Origin of the sequence: Actinomadura vinacea (assembly GCF_039532545.1) — a bacterium.
Taxonomy (GTDB): Bacteria; Actinomycetota; Actinomycetes; order Streptosporangiales; family Streptosporangiaceae; genus Spirillospora; species Spirillospora vinacea.
Map to the genome: position 1 here is coordinate 54,548 of NZ_BAAARW010000026.1, position 13,045 is coordinate 67,592.

Consider the following 13,045-nt stretch of genomic DNA (forward strand, 5'->3'; position numbering starts at 1 on the left):
AGGCGGTCCCGTCAGTTGCCGTACGGGGCGGGCGCGGTGCGCCTGGGCTCGGTGAAGCTGGACGGCCGCGTCCATTCGATCTTGGCTTCCTTGAAGTTGATGGCGGACCCGCCGGTGGGCGCCAGGGTGGCCAGCTGCACGGCCGCGCCGGCGCCGAGGACGGCGGACATGATGTTGTTGGCCGCCTTCAGGAAGTCCATGACGGCGTCGACGAACATCCCGACCGTGACGATGCAGCTCACTCCCACGAGCATCTTGGCGATCCTGGCGGGAACGCTCACCGCGGGGTGGGGCACCTTGGCCAGCGCCCACAGCGAGAACACCAGCGGGAGGACGGCGATCACGAGGCTGCCGATCGACGTCCAGTAGCTCATGTACATCTTGGCGACGCTCTCGACCGACGAGCCGACCGCCTCCGCGTGCTTGCGGACGGTCTCCACATGCACGATGAACTCGTCGACGGCGCGGGCGAACGCCTCCTGGTCCTCGGCGATCCAGTCCTTGCCCGAGTCGGTCGAGATCCCGCGCATGAGCTGGTTGGCGGGCTTGTCAAGCGGCCCGGAGATGCCGGTCCGCCAGTTCGCCGAGGCCTGGTACATGTCGGGAATGTGCGCGATTCCCAGCGCGGCCATGGCGGCGGCGATGACGAGCAGGTACTCCTTGCGGGCCACCTTCTTGAAGTTCTTCATGACGTCGTCCACGACCGAGGCCGCGTTGCCGGGAGCGCTGGGAGCGCCGGTCGGCGCGGGTGGACGGGGCGGCGGCATGGGCGCGCGGGGCGGGGCGGGCGGACGCGGTGGCCCCGGCGGACGCCCACCTGGCGGCGCCGGCGGACGCCCACCCGGCGGCGGGCCCTGACCGGGCGGCGGTCCTTGTCCGGGCGGGCCATAGGGGCCCGCAGGCTGGCCAGGGCCCGGCCCATACGGGCCCGGACCACCGGGACCAGGCCCACCCGGACCGGGACCGTATGGCCCAGGACCGCCCGGCCCTGGCCTCGGACCGTATGGGCCGGGGCCGGCTGGGCCTGGCGGCGGCCCCTGCGGGGCGGGTTGCGGCGGGGGGTTGTACGGCACGCGCGGGTCAGGTGGCCGGCTCCACGGGACGCGGGGGTCGGGAGGCCGGTTAGGTGTCGTCATCTGCCTTCGCTTTCACGCATGGCCGGGACGGCTGCGCCGGTTCGGAACATAAGACCTGGGAGGTGGAGGGACCGGGAGACGGGAGGGGTCGGGGCGATCGCCCCGGCACCGGCGATCACTGATAGACCGCGGGCCCGGTGATGCCGACGTTCTGCCCGTCCGGCCCTTCCACGACGGTGGGCTTGCTGTAGTCCTCCGCCGCCCGCCAGACCCTCTTGATGTCCTCCAGGCCGCCGCGCCACGCCTCCAGCACGTCGGTGGCGTCCTGCATGAAGCGCCGCATCTCGTCCTGGACGCCCTGGTAGGTGGGCGCCATGGCGATCATCCCGAGAAGGCCGAACCCCGGGAACGAGACATCGGTGTCGTCAACCCTTTTCTTTACGTCCTGGAAAAACGGCTTCGCCTCCTCCTGGAGGGTCGTCCGGATCTTTTCGATCCCCTCGGACGTGACGTACTTATCCTGCCCGCCAGGGGCCATATCGGCACCTCTCCCCGATGAGTCCGCCCGCAGCGCGGGCTGCGTACCGTTTCCCCTTCTACCGCATCCGCGCACGTCCGAACAAGCGGGTCACCGGACCGGTCGATCTTTCCCGCCCGATTCAAGAGATCAACACGTGCGCTTCGAGGACTATTTTCCTGTTCTTCATGTTGGGTTGGTCTACTGTATTTTCACCTCCGGAAAGGGCAGGCATGTTCGACTTCGACCCCGCGAACTTCCGAATCGAGGACCTCCACCGCCTTACGTCGCAGGCCGACGAGATGATGAAGCGCCTCAACGCGTCCGGCGAGGAGGTCGCGGAGATGGTCGGCGAGGGCGAGTCCGCCGACGGCCTGCTGCGCGCCACCGTCGACTCGGGCGGCCGGCTCAAGGAGCTCACCATCAACCCGCGGGCGATGCGGAAGGACAGCCAGACCCTGGCCGAGGAGCTGACCGCGGCGATCACGGCCGCGCAGGACGACGTGCAGGGCCGGTCCGAGGGGCTGATCAACGGCCTGCTGGCCGAGTACGGAATGCCGGCCAATCCCGACACCGACGAGGTCCTCGACCAGATCGAAACCTTCGGGCAGGGCGCCCAGCACAGTTTCCGGGAGCACCATGACGAGCTCGGCGAGATCCGCCGGAACATTCCCTGACCGTCCCGGAAAACGGCTTCCTGAATGCGAGAAAACGTTCCGGGCCGGGAGGTGAACAGCCGATGACAGGCCATGGACGCACCGAAAGAGGATGGCGACTGTCGGTGAGCCCGGAACGGAGTACCTGGATCCTCACCGCCCTGTACTGCGCCTTTCTGCTGGCTGCGGCCGGATACTTCACGATCGCGGCGGTGGCCGTCCTCGACGACGGCGGGTATCGGCTTATCCCCGGAATGTGGCTGGCGCTGGCCTGTATCAGCGTGGGATTCGCAGTGCAGAGCGTCGTCAAGGCATATAACGGCGCCTTCTGGCTGGACGGGACAGTGCTCACCGCGCGGCGCGTCGGAGGCGCCGTCCGCTGCGACCTCTCCCAGGCGTCGGTCGCCATGCGGCCCGGGGCGTTGGGGTTTGGCAGCCCCAAACTGGTCGTGAAGTCGCCGGGCATCCGGACGATCACCATGCCGCTGGTGCCGAACGGGACGACCCGCGTCCTGCCCCCGCGGGAACTGCACGCCCTGGCCGACGCGGTCCGCCGGGCGCAAGGCGCGGAGCCCGTCGCCCAGGAGTTGCGCCGGCTCGCCGGCGCACCGGCGAGCGGCACGCACGATTCGCCTACACCACCAGGCTGAGCAGGCCCGCGACGGCGAATCCGGTCACCGACAGGATCGTCTCCAGCACCGTCCAGGTCTTGAGGGTGTCCCGGACCGACATGTTGAAGTAGCGGGACACGATCCAGAATCCGCCGTCGTTCACGTGCGAGGCGATGATCGAACCGGCCGCGATGGAGACCGCGATCAGCGCCAGCTGCGGCTGGGAGCCCCTCCCCCTGAACCAGCGGCGCCACGATCCCGCCGGTGGTGACGATCGCGACGGTCGCCGAGCCCTGTGCCAGCCGCAGCCCGCAGCTGATCAGGTAGGCCAGGACGATCAGCGGCAGCCCGGCGTCCGACAGCGTCCCGGCCAGCGCCTTGCCCACGCCGGTCGCGGAGATGACCGCGCCGAAGAACGCGCCGCCCCCGACCACCAGCAGGAGCATGCCGATCGGCCGCAGCGAGCGGGTGGCCAGCTCGGACAGCTCGGCGGCCGGGACGCCGCGGCGCAGCCCCAGCAGCCACATCGCCAGCAGCACCGCGATGATCAGCAGGACCAGGGACAGCGCCGGCTCGGGCCGCGCCTTCTGCCCGCGGGTGGAAGTGGCGGGTCAGGCAGTGGTGCCGTCGGAGCGGCGGCGGAGGCTGCGGCCGGGCAGGGCGCCGGTGTGACGGCCGTCCTCGATGACGGCCACACCGCCGACCAGGACGTGCGGGATTCCCTGGGCCTGCCGCTTGGGCTCGTCGAAGGTGGCCGCGTCCCGTACCGTCGCGGGGTCGAACAGCACGAGGTCGGCGCGGTATCCGGGACGGACCAGGCCGCGGCCGGCGAGCCGGAGGCGCCGGGCGGGGCGGCCCGTTAGGTGCGCAACGCATTCCTCCAGGGACAGGACGCCCAGCTCGCGCGTGTAGTGGCCGAGATAGCGCGGGAACGTACCCCACGCGCGGGGATGGGGTTTGGCAGGGGCGAGCAGTCCGTCGCTACCGCCGGTGTGCGCGGGGTGCCGCATGATGGCCCGCACGTTGTCCTCGTCGCCGACGTGCTGGAGGATCGTGGTACCCAGGTCGTCGGCGAGAAGCCGTTCGCAGAAGACGTCGAACGCGAGGCGTCCCGATGCGTCGGCCAGTTCGGCGACGGTACGGCCGACAGACGATGCGGCCGCCGGCGCCCCGGCGATCTCGATGGTCTGCCACTCCACCGGTACGCCGTGGCAGCCGTCGGAGCCCTCGACCTCCATGACGTGCCGGATCCGCTCGCGGACGACCGGATCGGCCAGCCGCTCCAGGGTCGCTTTGGGTCCGCCCTCGGACGCCCAACTCGGAAGCAGTGCGGCGAGCGTGGTGGCACCGGGCAGGTAGGGATAGGTGTCGAGGCTTATGTCGCAGCCACCGGCGATCGCCTCGTCCAAGAGGTTGAGCAGTTCTGCGGCACGCCCCCGGTTGACCCCGAAGTTCAGTGTGGCGTGCGCCAGGTGGAGCGGGCAGCCGGACCGCCGTGAGACCTCCACCATGTCGGCGTACGCTTGCAACGCTCCAGCGCCGTACGAGCGGTGATGCGGTGAATAGAAGCCGCCGAGCGAGGCCACGACAAGGCACAGCTCGGTCAGCTCGTCGTCGTCGGCGTACATCCCCGGCACGTAGGTGAGCCCACTGGACATCCCGACCGCGCCTTCACGCATGCCGGTCGCGACAAGCTCGCGCTGCCGGTCCAGCTCGTCGGGCGTGGGAGGACGGTCCTCCCAGCCCATCGCCAGCATCCGTACCGATCCCTGTGGGACGAGGTAGCACGCGTTGACCGCGATACCCGCACTGTCGAGGCGGTCCAGGTATTCGCCGACGCTCCGCCAGTTCCAGTCGAAGTCGGATGGGTTGTTGTTCCAGCCCGCGATCGCCTGGCGGGTGGCGTCAAGCGTGGTGTCGTCCACGGGTGCGTAGGACAACCCGTCCTGACCGATCACTTCGCATGTCACGCCCTGGCTCACCTTGGCGAAATGATCGGGTTCCGCCAGGAGCGCCAGGTCGGAGTGCGCGTGCATGTCGATGAAGCCAGGCGCTAAGACGAGCCCGGAGGCGTCCAGTACGCGCCGTCCTGTAAGAGGAGGCCCCGTGCCGGTACTTGCGATTTCCTCAATGGTTCCGTCCGTTATGGCGACGTCGGCGATCCGCCCAGGGGCGCCGGTGCCGTCGACCACCGTGGCCCCACGGACCACCAGGTCGGCCATCAGAACCATGTCCTGACGAAATCGACCACGACGGGCCGTTCGGCGCTCGCATCGTCCACGACCGGGATCAGCGTCCACTTGTCGAACGCCGTGCACGGATGGGACAGGCCCAGCCGTACGACATCCCCTACGTCGACATCGGCTCCCCTGAGGAAGGCGTGCTGGTCGTTTAGGGCGGTCACACGTGCTCCTGCGGCCGGACCCGCACCGGGTAGCCCGCGCACGAATTGCGGCTCGGGAAACCCTTCGTCGAACGGCAGATCGCGTTTGCCCGCGTCCAGCAACGCCAGCTCTGCCTCGGGTCGCGAGACGACCCTCGCCCAACCGTGGATCGCCGAGCGCAACCGCTCGTCACCGAAACGAAGGCGCGCGAAGGGAGAGATCTGCCGGTAGAAGCCGTCGTCGTGCGCGATGTAAGCCCCCGACCGCAGTAGAAGGTGGCCGTCCAGCCCGCCCAGCACGTCCACCACCTGGTCGAAGAACGCGCTCCCGCCCGCGGTCACCACTGGTTCGTCGGTCTCGTACGCAAGGCGCTGATGCAGGGCGGCGATCCGCCTGAGGTAGGTGTCGACCGCCCCGAGCCCTTCCGTGGACGCGTCGTGGGCGAGTGCGCCTTCATAGCCCGCGGTCCCGACCAGCCTCAAAGTCGGTGCCTTGCGCACGGCCTCCGCTACAACGACGGCGTCGTCCTCATCTCGGACACCCGTGCGCCCATGGGGACCACCCAGTTCGACGCACACATCGACCTGTCGCTGCGCCCGCGCTGAACGCAACGCCTCATCCATCAGCTCGACAGAGCGGACTGAGTCGACCCAGGACAGGAACTCGAATTCCGAGTTGTGGTCCAGTTCCCCTGCCAGCCAGGTGAGCCCTGCTTCGTCCAGCAGCGAGTTGGCCAGCAGTACACGGCGCACACCGAACGCCCGTGCGACACGCACCTGGGGGAGGTTGGCCAGGGTGATGCCCCACGCGCCAGCGTCGAGCTGTCGCCGCCACAGCTGCGGAGCCATCGTGGTCTTGCCGTGTGGGGCGAGCCGTACGCCTGCGGAACGCGTCCAGCCTGCCATCAGGGCGATGTTGTGGTCGAGCGCACCCGCGTCGAGGGTCAGCAGCGGGGTACCGAAGTCGTCGAGCGGCCGCCGGGCGTCCGCGCACTCCAGCATGGTCATACCATGCGCCCAGGCCGGAATCGCCTTGAAGCGCCAGTCGAGGATCTCCTCGCCCAGCCCGTCGACCGCGACGTTGTCAATGGCGTCGACCATCATGACCTCCTAGGTTGCGTGATACGCAATGTGCATTGCGTCACACGCTGCTGCGGTTGTAACATCGCGCTGCGCCCCTGGTCAACGCCCCTTCGTCTGCCCCGGCCTCCCCTTCGCCCCCGCCCCCTTGAGGAGCCCGATGAGCCAGAGCCTCGCGCGGGCGCTGCGCATCCTCGTCGAACTCGGCGAGGGCCCCCGCACCCTGGACGAGCTGGCGGCCACCCTCGGCGTGCACAAGACCACGGTGCTGCGCCTGCTCCGCACCCTCGAAACGGAACGGTTCGCCTACCGCGACGACGCCCACCGCGTCCATCTGGGCTCGCGCCTGTTCTCGCTCTCCGGGGCCGCCCTCGAACAGCGCGGCATACGCGACGTCGCCGCACCCCACCTCGCCCGCTTGAACGAGCTCACCGGCCAAACCGTGCACTTGGGCGTGTACGAGGGCGGCGAGGTCGTCTACCTCGACAAGTACGACTCCAAGCAGGCCATCCGCATGTACTCGCGCGTCGGCCTGCGCATGCCACTGCACGCCACCGCCATCGCGAAGGTGTTGCTGGCCGATCTGCCCGTACCGAGCCGCCACCGCATCGCCGCGGACATCGCCTACACGCCGTTCACCGCGAACACCATCACCGACGCAGACGCACTGCTGAACGAGCTGTCCCGTGTAGCAGAGCAGGGGTACGCCGTGGACGACGCCGAACACGAGACGTTCATCCGCTGCATCGCCGCGCCGATACGTGACGCCGGGGGGCGGGCGATAGCGGCGGCGTCCATTTCCGTACCCGATGTGGTGCTGGGCCGCGAACAGGTCATGGGCCTACTGCCCGGCCTGCAAGCCACCGCCCGCGCCATATCCGCAGACTGCGGCTACACGGTTCCCTCCTAACAGCCTCTCCCAAACAGCACCCCTAGCGGGATGCTTCCCCGTCCACGAGACGCCCCGTCGCCACCAGTTCCAAGGTGACGACCACCGCGGCGGCCTCGATCGCAAGCAACCCGATCAGGACCAGCAACTGCGTGGCGCCGGCCTCGACCGGATCCGCTCCGCCCAGCAGCACCCCCACGAAAGCCCCCGGCAACGTGACCAGCCCGACCGTACGGGTCTGGTCCAGCACAGGCACCAGCGCCAGCGCCGCGGCCGAACGGCACACCTCCAGAGCGGCGTCGCGCGGGAGCAGGCCCAGTGCCAGCCCGCCCTCATACTCGCCGCGCCGCGTCCGCAACTCGTCCAGCGCCCGGCGGCCGGTCAGCGACGTCGCCGTCATCGCCCCGCCGATGAAGATGCCCGCGATCGGCAGCACCGCCACCGGACGCGCCGGCACCACCGTCGAGGCCACGAGCGCCCCCAGCACGGGCGCCACCCCCGCGACGATCGGCAGCAGCGTCCACCACCCGCGTCCGCGGAACGACCCGGTGACGCGGCGGCCCGACGTCATCGCCGCGACCACCACCATTCCGGCCACGAACACGGCGGTCCAACCCGCGCTCCGCAGCACCGCCGCGATCAGCAGCGACACCGCGGTCAGCTGCACCGCCGCCCGCGCCGCGGCCACCAGCACCTCGCGCGAAAGTCCGAGCCGGCCCAGCCGCACCAGCAGCGCGGCGACGGCCGCGAGCGCCAGGAGGACGACGGCCAGCAAGGGGCCGACCGAAGGTGCCGCGTTCATGATTGCGTCCTCCCCCGTTCAGCGGACGTGCGCACGCGACGGAAACGACGGTCCTAATTGACTTATTGTGATCATTTCGCCCGCGTTGACCCCATCGACACCGATAGCGTTGCTGTCGTGGGGGTAGTCGATTCCAGCGTCGCGTCGCGGCGCAAGGCTCTGTGGTTGATGGGTGCGGCCGGCTTCGCCTGCCTGGCCGCCGACAGCACGGGCAGCAATTCGCCTTTGAGCGCACGTCCGGGAACGGTGGCGCGCACAAGACCCGTTGTGCACAGACCCCGGCCCAAGCCGACACCTAAACCGACGCCAACGCCGCGGCCCGCTCCCTGGACGCCGACAAGGCTCACCGCGCTCAAGCCCAAGGAGCCCATCCGCGACCTGAAGGAACTCGTACCGCCGCCACCCGAACAGACGATCGCGCTCACCATCGACGACGGGCCCCACCCGGAGTGGACGCCCAAAGTCCTGGACCTGCTCGCCGAACACCAGGTGCGCGCCACGTTCTTCATCATCGGCGCCCAGGTCAAGGAGTTCCCTCAGCTGACCCAGCGGATCGCGGCGGCCGGGCACCAGATCTGCAACCACACCATGACGCACCCGCTGTCCTTCGACGACCTCTCGAAGAAGGAACTGAGGAAGGAGATCGGTGAGGCGCACGACCGCATCGCCCAGGTCTCCGGAGTCGTCCCGGTCTTCTTCCGCGCCCCCGGTGGCGCCTGGTCGCCCGCCGTCGTGGACGTGGTAGCCGAACACGGCATGCTCCCCATCGACTGGGCCGTCGACCCGCGCGACTGGGCGCGTCCAGGGGTCGGCAGCATCCGCAAGACGCTGACGGCCTCCGAGTCAGGGAACATCCTGCTCGTCCACGACGGAGGCGGCGACCGTTCCCAGACCGTCAAAGCCCTCAAGGGCGCCATCCCCAAGCTCAAGAAGCGGGGACTCTCCTTCGTGGCCCTGTAACCCCGCGCATCCGCACGGGGGTGTAGGAAACTACACCTCTGTTCGGGCCTGGGGCACACTGTGTCTGCAGGGGATCCACCGAACACTGGATTCCGTACGAAATCCAAAGTGCGGAGGAAGCGGTGGAAGGCGAACTGACCAGACAGACCTGGTTCGTGGAACGGACCCGCGCGCCGTGGCGCGGCTTCCAGCTGTGGCTGCTCACGTTCCCCACGACGCTCGTGATGTCGCTTGTGACCAGCGCCCTCTCGGCGCTCAGCTTCGGTGTGGGCATATTGCTCGTACCGCCCGCCGTGAGGGCAGCGCGCCGGCAACTGGACGTGAACCGCAGGCTGATCGGTGAATGGACCGGCCACCACATCGAACGCCCGTACCTGCCCGTCCCCGCCGCGGATCGCGGCGCATCCGACAAAGTGTCGTGCTTCCAACGGTACATGGCCGATCCGGCCACATGGCGCGACCTCGCCTGGATGGCGGCAGACCCGTTCGTGGCGCTGTTCACGGTGGCCCTGCCCGCCACCATGATCCTTTACGGCTTCTGGGGCTGGAACCTGACGCTCTGGGCCGGCGAGGCCATCGGCATTCTGGGCTGGACCGAATTCTACGGCTTCATCGCAGTCGACGTCGACTATTCGGACTCCCAGGCCAGCAAGGTCGGCACCGCGGTGCTCGGCACCATGTTCATAGTCGTCGGCTTCCTCATCGGTCCGAAAATGCTCGACGTCTACGGCCGCTGGGGCCGCTCACTGCTGGGCCCCACCGAGAAGTCCGAGCTCGCTCTGCGCGTCCAGCACCTCACCGAGACCCGTTCCGACGCCGTGGACGCCTCAGCCGCCGAACTTCGCCGCATCGAACGCGACCTGCATGACGGCGCACAGGCCCGGTTGGTCGCGATGGGCATGACCCTCGGCGCGATCGAACACCTGCTGGACAAGGACCCCGACAAGGCCCGGCTGCTGCTCGCCGAGACCCGCGCCTCGTCCACCAAAGCACTGGCCGAACTGCGCGACCTGGTCCGCGGCATCCACCCGCCCGTCCTCGCCGACCGCGGCATAGGCGACGCTGTGCGCGCACTGGCGCTGGACCACCCGCTTCCGGTGGAGGTCACCGTCGAACTGCCCGGCCGTCCCGAACCACCCGTGGAGTCCGCGGTCTATTTCGCCATCTCCGAGATGCTCACCAACACCGCCAAGCACGCACGGGCCCAGCGCGTATGGGTCGATCTCGTCCACCGCGACGGGACGCTGAAGGCCACCGTCACCGATGACGGCCAGGGCGGCGCGTCATTCGAGGGCGGAACGGGGCTGCGCGGCATCGAACGGCGTATCGGTAGCTTCGACGGAGTGCTCGCCCTGAACTCGCCCCCGGGCGGCCCGACCATCGTGACCCTGGAGGTGCCGTGCGCGATCCCCTCGTCCCCCCACCCCTGACAGTCCGCTGATGCGCGTCGTCCTGGCCGAGGACCTCGCTCTCCTACGGGAAGGGCTGGTCAGCCTGCTGGAGTCGCACGACTTCGAGATAGCGGCGGCCGTGGACAACGGCCCGTCCCTGGTCAAAGCCCTGCTCGACCACCGCCCGGACGTGGCGGTGGTCGACGTGCGGCTGCCGCCGTCGTTCACCGACGAGGGCCTGCAGGCCGCACTGCAGGCCCGCCGCCAGGTCCCGGGCCTGCCGGTGCTGGTGCTGTCGCAGTACGTCGAGCAGCTGTACGCGCGCGAACTGCTCGCGGACGGCACCGGCGGCATCGGCTACCTGCTGAAGGACAGGGTCTTCGACGCCGCCCAGTTCGTGGACGCCGTACGGCGCGTTGCGGGCGGCGGAACCGCGATGGACCCGGAGGTGATCTCCCGCCTGGTCGCCCGCAACACCAAGCAGGAACCTCTGGGCCGCCTAACACCCCGGGAGCTGCAAGTGCTCGAGCTCATGGCGCAGGGACGTTCCAACAGCGCCATAGCCCAGCAGCTCGTCATCACCGAACGGGCCATCACCAAGCACACCGCCAACATCTTCGCGAAACTCGACCTGGCGGTCTCCGACGACGACAACCGTCGCGTCCTGGCCGTACTCGCCTACCTCAACCACTGAGCCCCCAGAAGGGGCCCTTCAGGCCCGCTTCCTGGAAGTACGCGGCCGCCGCGGCCGGTTCCCTGCGCGTGTACCCGTAGTCGAGCCGTCCCGCATACCAGTGCTGGGCCAGGCGCCAGAGCGTGGGCAGGTCCATGACGTATCCACGCTCGTTGCCGGTTCGCTTGAGCCAGGCGTCCACGCAGCCCTCGTCGCGGAACAGCCGCTGGTTTCCACAGGTGTGGATAACGTCGTCCCACATATGGGCGACCGGGGTGAGGAAGTGCGCGACCTGCGTACCGGAGGGGGCCTAGAGCACAGGAAAGTACTTGCAAAAGTGGAAAGTAGTTGCCACACTTGCAGGTACCCGAAGGGAGACACACATGGACGACACCGACCCCCCGACCGTCGGCTCCGCGGCCACGGCGCTCGCCGAAGCGGACAAACTGCGCGCCACGGTGCAGCAGAGCTCCCGCTGGCTGATCCGCTTCCACCTGGCGTACGGCGCGGCGGCCGCCGTCGCCGTGCTGCTCCTCGGCCTGGTCAGCAGCCCCGCCGGCATCATGACCGTGACCGCCTGCTGGCTGGTCGTGATCGCCGCCCTGATCGGCTACGCCGTGCGGCAGCCGGTCTCCCACCGCGGCATGGCCCGCACCCACGGCTTCATGATCGCCGGCTGGACGGTCACCTATATGGCCGTCCTGATCCCCGGAGTCAACTGGTTCGAAGGCGACCTGATGTGGTGGCTGCCCGGCGCGGCCGTCGTCGCGGTGCCCTCCCTGCTGAGCGCTTACGTGACCGCCCGGCACCAACTCCGACCGCGATCCGCGGACTGACGATGAACCACCCGCGCCACGACCTGGACGAGGTCATCCACGCACCGGTCAGGTTCTCCATCATGGCGACACTGGCCGCCGCGGAGAAGGCCGAGTTCGCCTACGTCCGCGACACCGTCGAGGTCAGCGACTCGGCCCTCTCCAAGCAGACCGCCACCTTGGAAAAGGCCGGCTATGTCAAGGTGAGCAAGGGCTACGTGGGCAAACGCCCCCGCACCTGGCTCTCACTAACCCCCCAAGGCCGCCGCGCCTTCGAAGCACACTGCAACGCCCTCCGCGCCATAGCCGACCACCCCACCCCAGAAACAGCCGCCTGACCAAGACCCACTGGTGCTCCCCGTTAAAGGCTCGGGGCGTTCCAAGTGAAGTGGGGAGGGCGGCGCTCCTGGAAAGCGGCGACGCCCTCTTCCATGTCACCGTTCGGGGCGTGGGCCTCGGCCAGCCAGCGTCCGGTGACCGCTCCCGGGTCGGCTCCCGTGGCGATGGTGTCGACGATCTCCTTGGTCGCGCGCTGGGTCAGCAGCGAGCGGGAGGCCAGCGTGGCCGCGAAAGCCTCGACGCGCTTGTGCACGTCCTCGACGACCTCGTTGAGTAGACCGATGCGCAAGGCGTGCTCCGCGGGAATGAGGTCCGCCGAGTAGATGAGGTACTTGGCCGCGGAGGCGCCGACCTGCCGTACGAGCCGCTGCGTCGCCGAAGCCGGGTAGACGATCCCCAGCCGGGCCGGCGTGACACCGAAGCGAGCATCCGCAGAGGCGAAGCGCAGGTCGCAGGCCGTCGCGAGCTGGCAGCCGCCGCCGACGCAGAAGCCCTCGATCGCCGCGATCGTCGGCTTCGGGAACGCGGCCAGGGCCTCCTCGGCGAACGTCGAAGGGTGGGCGTCGCCTCGGCGCCCGATCCCGGTCAGCTCGCCGATGTCGGCGCCCGCGCAGAAGTTGCCCCCGGCCCCGGTCAGCACCACCACGCGCACGGCCGGGTCTGCGGCGAACATCTCCAGCAGTTCCGGCAGGTGGTGCCACATGGCCGTGGTCATGGCATTGCGTTTGTCCGGCCGGTCGATCGTGATCGTCCCGACCCCGCCGGCGACCTCGCCGCGCAGCCACCGCTCGGCCATCCCGCCCCCTCGTGTCGACGCGCCGCAATCGTACGAGGTGGACGATCCCGGGCCCGA

15 protein-coding genes and 2 pseudogenes are annotated in these 13,045 nt (G+C 69.2%); 8 read left to right on the forward strand and 9 right to left on the reverse strand.

Annotation, left to right across the window (positions count from 1 at the left end; genetic code table 11):
• Window positions 1–11 precede the first annotated feature (11 nt).
• Both ABD340_RS33320 and ABD340_RS33325 read right to left on the reverse strand, forming a co-directional pair.
• On the reverse strand, window positions 12–767 hold the full coding sequence (locus ABD340_RS33320) for a hypothetical protein (protein WP_344594441.1): 756 nt from the start codon (window positions 765–767) through the stop codon (window positions 12–14).
• 484 nt (window positions 768–1,251) lie between these two features.
• Window positions 1,252–1,614 carry a hypothetical protein gene (locus ABD340_RS33325; protein ID WP_344594443.1) on the reverse strand — a complete coding sequence of 121 codons (363 nt, stop codon included), beginning with the start codon at window positions 1,612–1,614 and terminating at the stop codon, window positions 1,252–1,254.
• Between the two features lie 212 nt (window positions 1,615–1,826).
• On the opposite strand from ABD340_RS33325, the gene ABD340_RS33330 reads away from it, so the two are divergent.
• The gene (locus ABD340_RS33330; RefSeq protein ID WP_344594444.1) at window positions 1,827–2,270 is read left to right on the forward strand and encodes a YbaB/EbfC family nucleoid-associated protein; all 444 of its coding nucleotides are present in this window, start codon (window positions 1,827–1,829) and stop codon (window positions 2,268–2,270) included.
• Between the two features lie 104 nt (window positions 2,271–2,374).
• Entirely contained in the window at window positions 2,375–2,899 is a 525-nt protein-coding gene (locus ABD340_RS33335) for a hypothetical protein (protein WP_344594446.1), read from the forward strand.
• On the opposite strand, the gene ABD340_RS33340 is transcribed toward ABD340_RS33335, so the two are convergent.
• The 4 genes and pseudogenes from ABD340_RS33340 to ABD340_RS33355 form a co-directional block, all read right to left on the reverse strand.
• Window positions 2,883–3,023, reverse strand: coding sequence for a GntT/GntP/DsdX family permease (locus ABD340_RS33340; RefSeq protein ID WP_344594448.1), 141 nt, complete (start codon window positions 3,021–3,023; stop codon window positions 2,883–2,885). The two genes, ABD340_RS33335 and ABD340_RS33340, sit on opposite strands and share 17 nt — an antisense overlap.
• A gap of 133 nt (window positions 3,024–3,156) precedes the next feature.
• Window positions 3,157–3,387 (reverse strand): annotated as a pseudogene (locus ABD340_RS33345) (GntT/GntP/DsdX family permease); the annotation flags it as partial.
• 84 nt (window positions 3,388–3,471) lie between these two features.
• Window positions 3,472–5,091 (reverse strand): N-acyl-D-amino-acid deacylase family protein, encoded by a 1,620-nt coding sequence (locus ABD340_RS33350; protein WP_344594450.1) that lies wholly within the window; start codon window positions 5,089–5,091, stop codon window positions 3,472–3,474.
• Window positions 5,082–6,347, reverse strand: a complete 1,266-nt coding sequence (locus ABD340_RS33355; protein ID WP_344594451.1) for a type III PLP-dependent enzyme domain-containing protein — start codon at window positions 6,345–6,347, stop codon at window positions 5,082–5,084. The genes ABD340_RS33350 and ABD340_RS33355 overlap by 10 nt, the downstream gene beginning before the upstream one ends.
• Before the next feature lie 136 nt (window positions 6,348–6,483).
• On the opposite strand from ABD340_RS33355, the gene ABD340_RS33360 reads away from it, so the two are divergent.
• Window positions 6,484–7,233, forward strand: coding sequence for an IclR family transcriptional regulator (locus ABD340_RS33360; RefSeq protein ID WP_344594452.1), 750 nt, complete (start codon window positions 6,484–6,486; stop codon window positions 7,231–7,233).
• A 22-nt stretch (window positions 7,234–7,255) separates the two neighbouring features.
• Here ABD340_RS33360 and ABD340_RS33365 read toward each other — a convergent pair whose 3' ends face one another.
• On the reverse strand, window positions 7,256–8,014 hold the full coding sequence (locus ABD340_RS33365; RefSeq protein WP_344594453.1) for an ABC transporter permease: 759 nt from the start codon (window positions 8,012–8,014) through the stop codon (window positions 7,256–7,258).
• Window positions 8,015–8,131: 117 nt separating this feature from the next.
• Here ABD340_RS33365 and ABD340_RS33370 point away from each other — a divergent pair, with 117 nt between their 5' ends.
• The 3 genes from ABD340_RS33370 (at window position 8,132) to ABD340_RS33380 (ending at window position 11,059) form a co-directional block, all read left to right on the forward strand.
• A complete protein-coding gene (locus tag ABD340_RS33370) occupies window positions 8,132–8,974 on the forward strand; it encodes a polysaccharide deacetylase family protein (RefSeq protein ID WP_344594454.1) in 843 nt (280 codons plus the stop codon).
• A 122-nt stretch (window positions 8,975–9,096) separates the two neighbouring features.
• A complete protein-coding gene (locus tag ABD340_RS33375) occupies window positions 9,097–10,404 on the forward strand; it encodes a sensor histidine kinase (protein WP_344594455.1) in 1,308 nt (435 codons plus the stop codon).
• Window positions 10,405–10,414: 10 nt separating this feature from the next.
• Window positions 10,415–11,059, forward strand: coding sequence for a LuxR C-terminal-related transcriptional regulator (locus ABD340_RS33380; RefSeq protein WP_344594456.1), 645 nt, complete (start codon window positions 10,415–10,417; stop codon window positions 11,057–11,059).
• On the opposite strand, the pseudogene merB reads toward ABD340_RS33380, so the two are convergent.
• Window positions 11,049–11,327, reverse strand: a pseudogene (gene merB, locus ABD340_RS33385) (organomercurial lyase); the annotation flags it as partial. The gene ABD340_RS33380 and the pseudogene merB sit on opposite strands and share 11 nt — an antisense overlap.
• A 94-nt stretch (window positions 11,328–11,421) precedes the next feature.
• Here merB and ABD340_RS33390 point away from each other — a divergent pair.
• Window positions 11,422–11,874, forward strand: coding sequence for a hypothetical protein (locus ABD340_RS33390; protein WP_344594458.1), 453 nt, complete (start codon window positions 11,422–11,424; stop codon window positions 11,872–11,874).
• A gap of 2 nt (window positions 11,875–11,876) precedes the next feature.
• The gene (locus ABD340_RS33395) at window positions 11,877–12,191 is read left to right on the forward strand and encodes a winged helix-turn-helix domain-containing protein (protein WP_344594460.1); all 315 of its coding nucleotides are present in this window, start codon (window positions 11,877–11,879) and stop codon (window positions 12,189–12,191) included.
• A gap of 23 nt (window positions 12,192–12,214) precedes the next feature.
• Here the strand turns inward: ABD340_RS33395 and ABD340_RS33400 are convergent, their stop codons facing one another.
• Window positions 12,215–12,988 (reverse strand): enoyl-CoA hydratase/isomerase family protein, encoded by a 774-nt coding sequence (locus tag ABD340_RS33400; RefSeq protein ID WP_344594461.1) that lies wholly within the window; start codon window positions 12,986–12,988, stop codon window positions 12,215–12,217.
• Window positions 12,989–13,045: the final 57 nt, after the last annotated feature.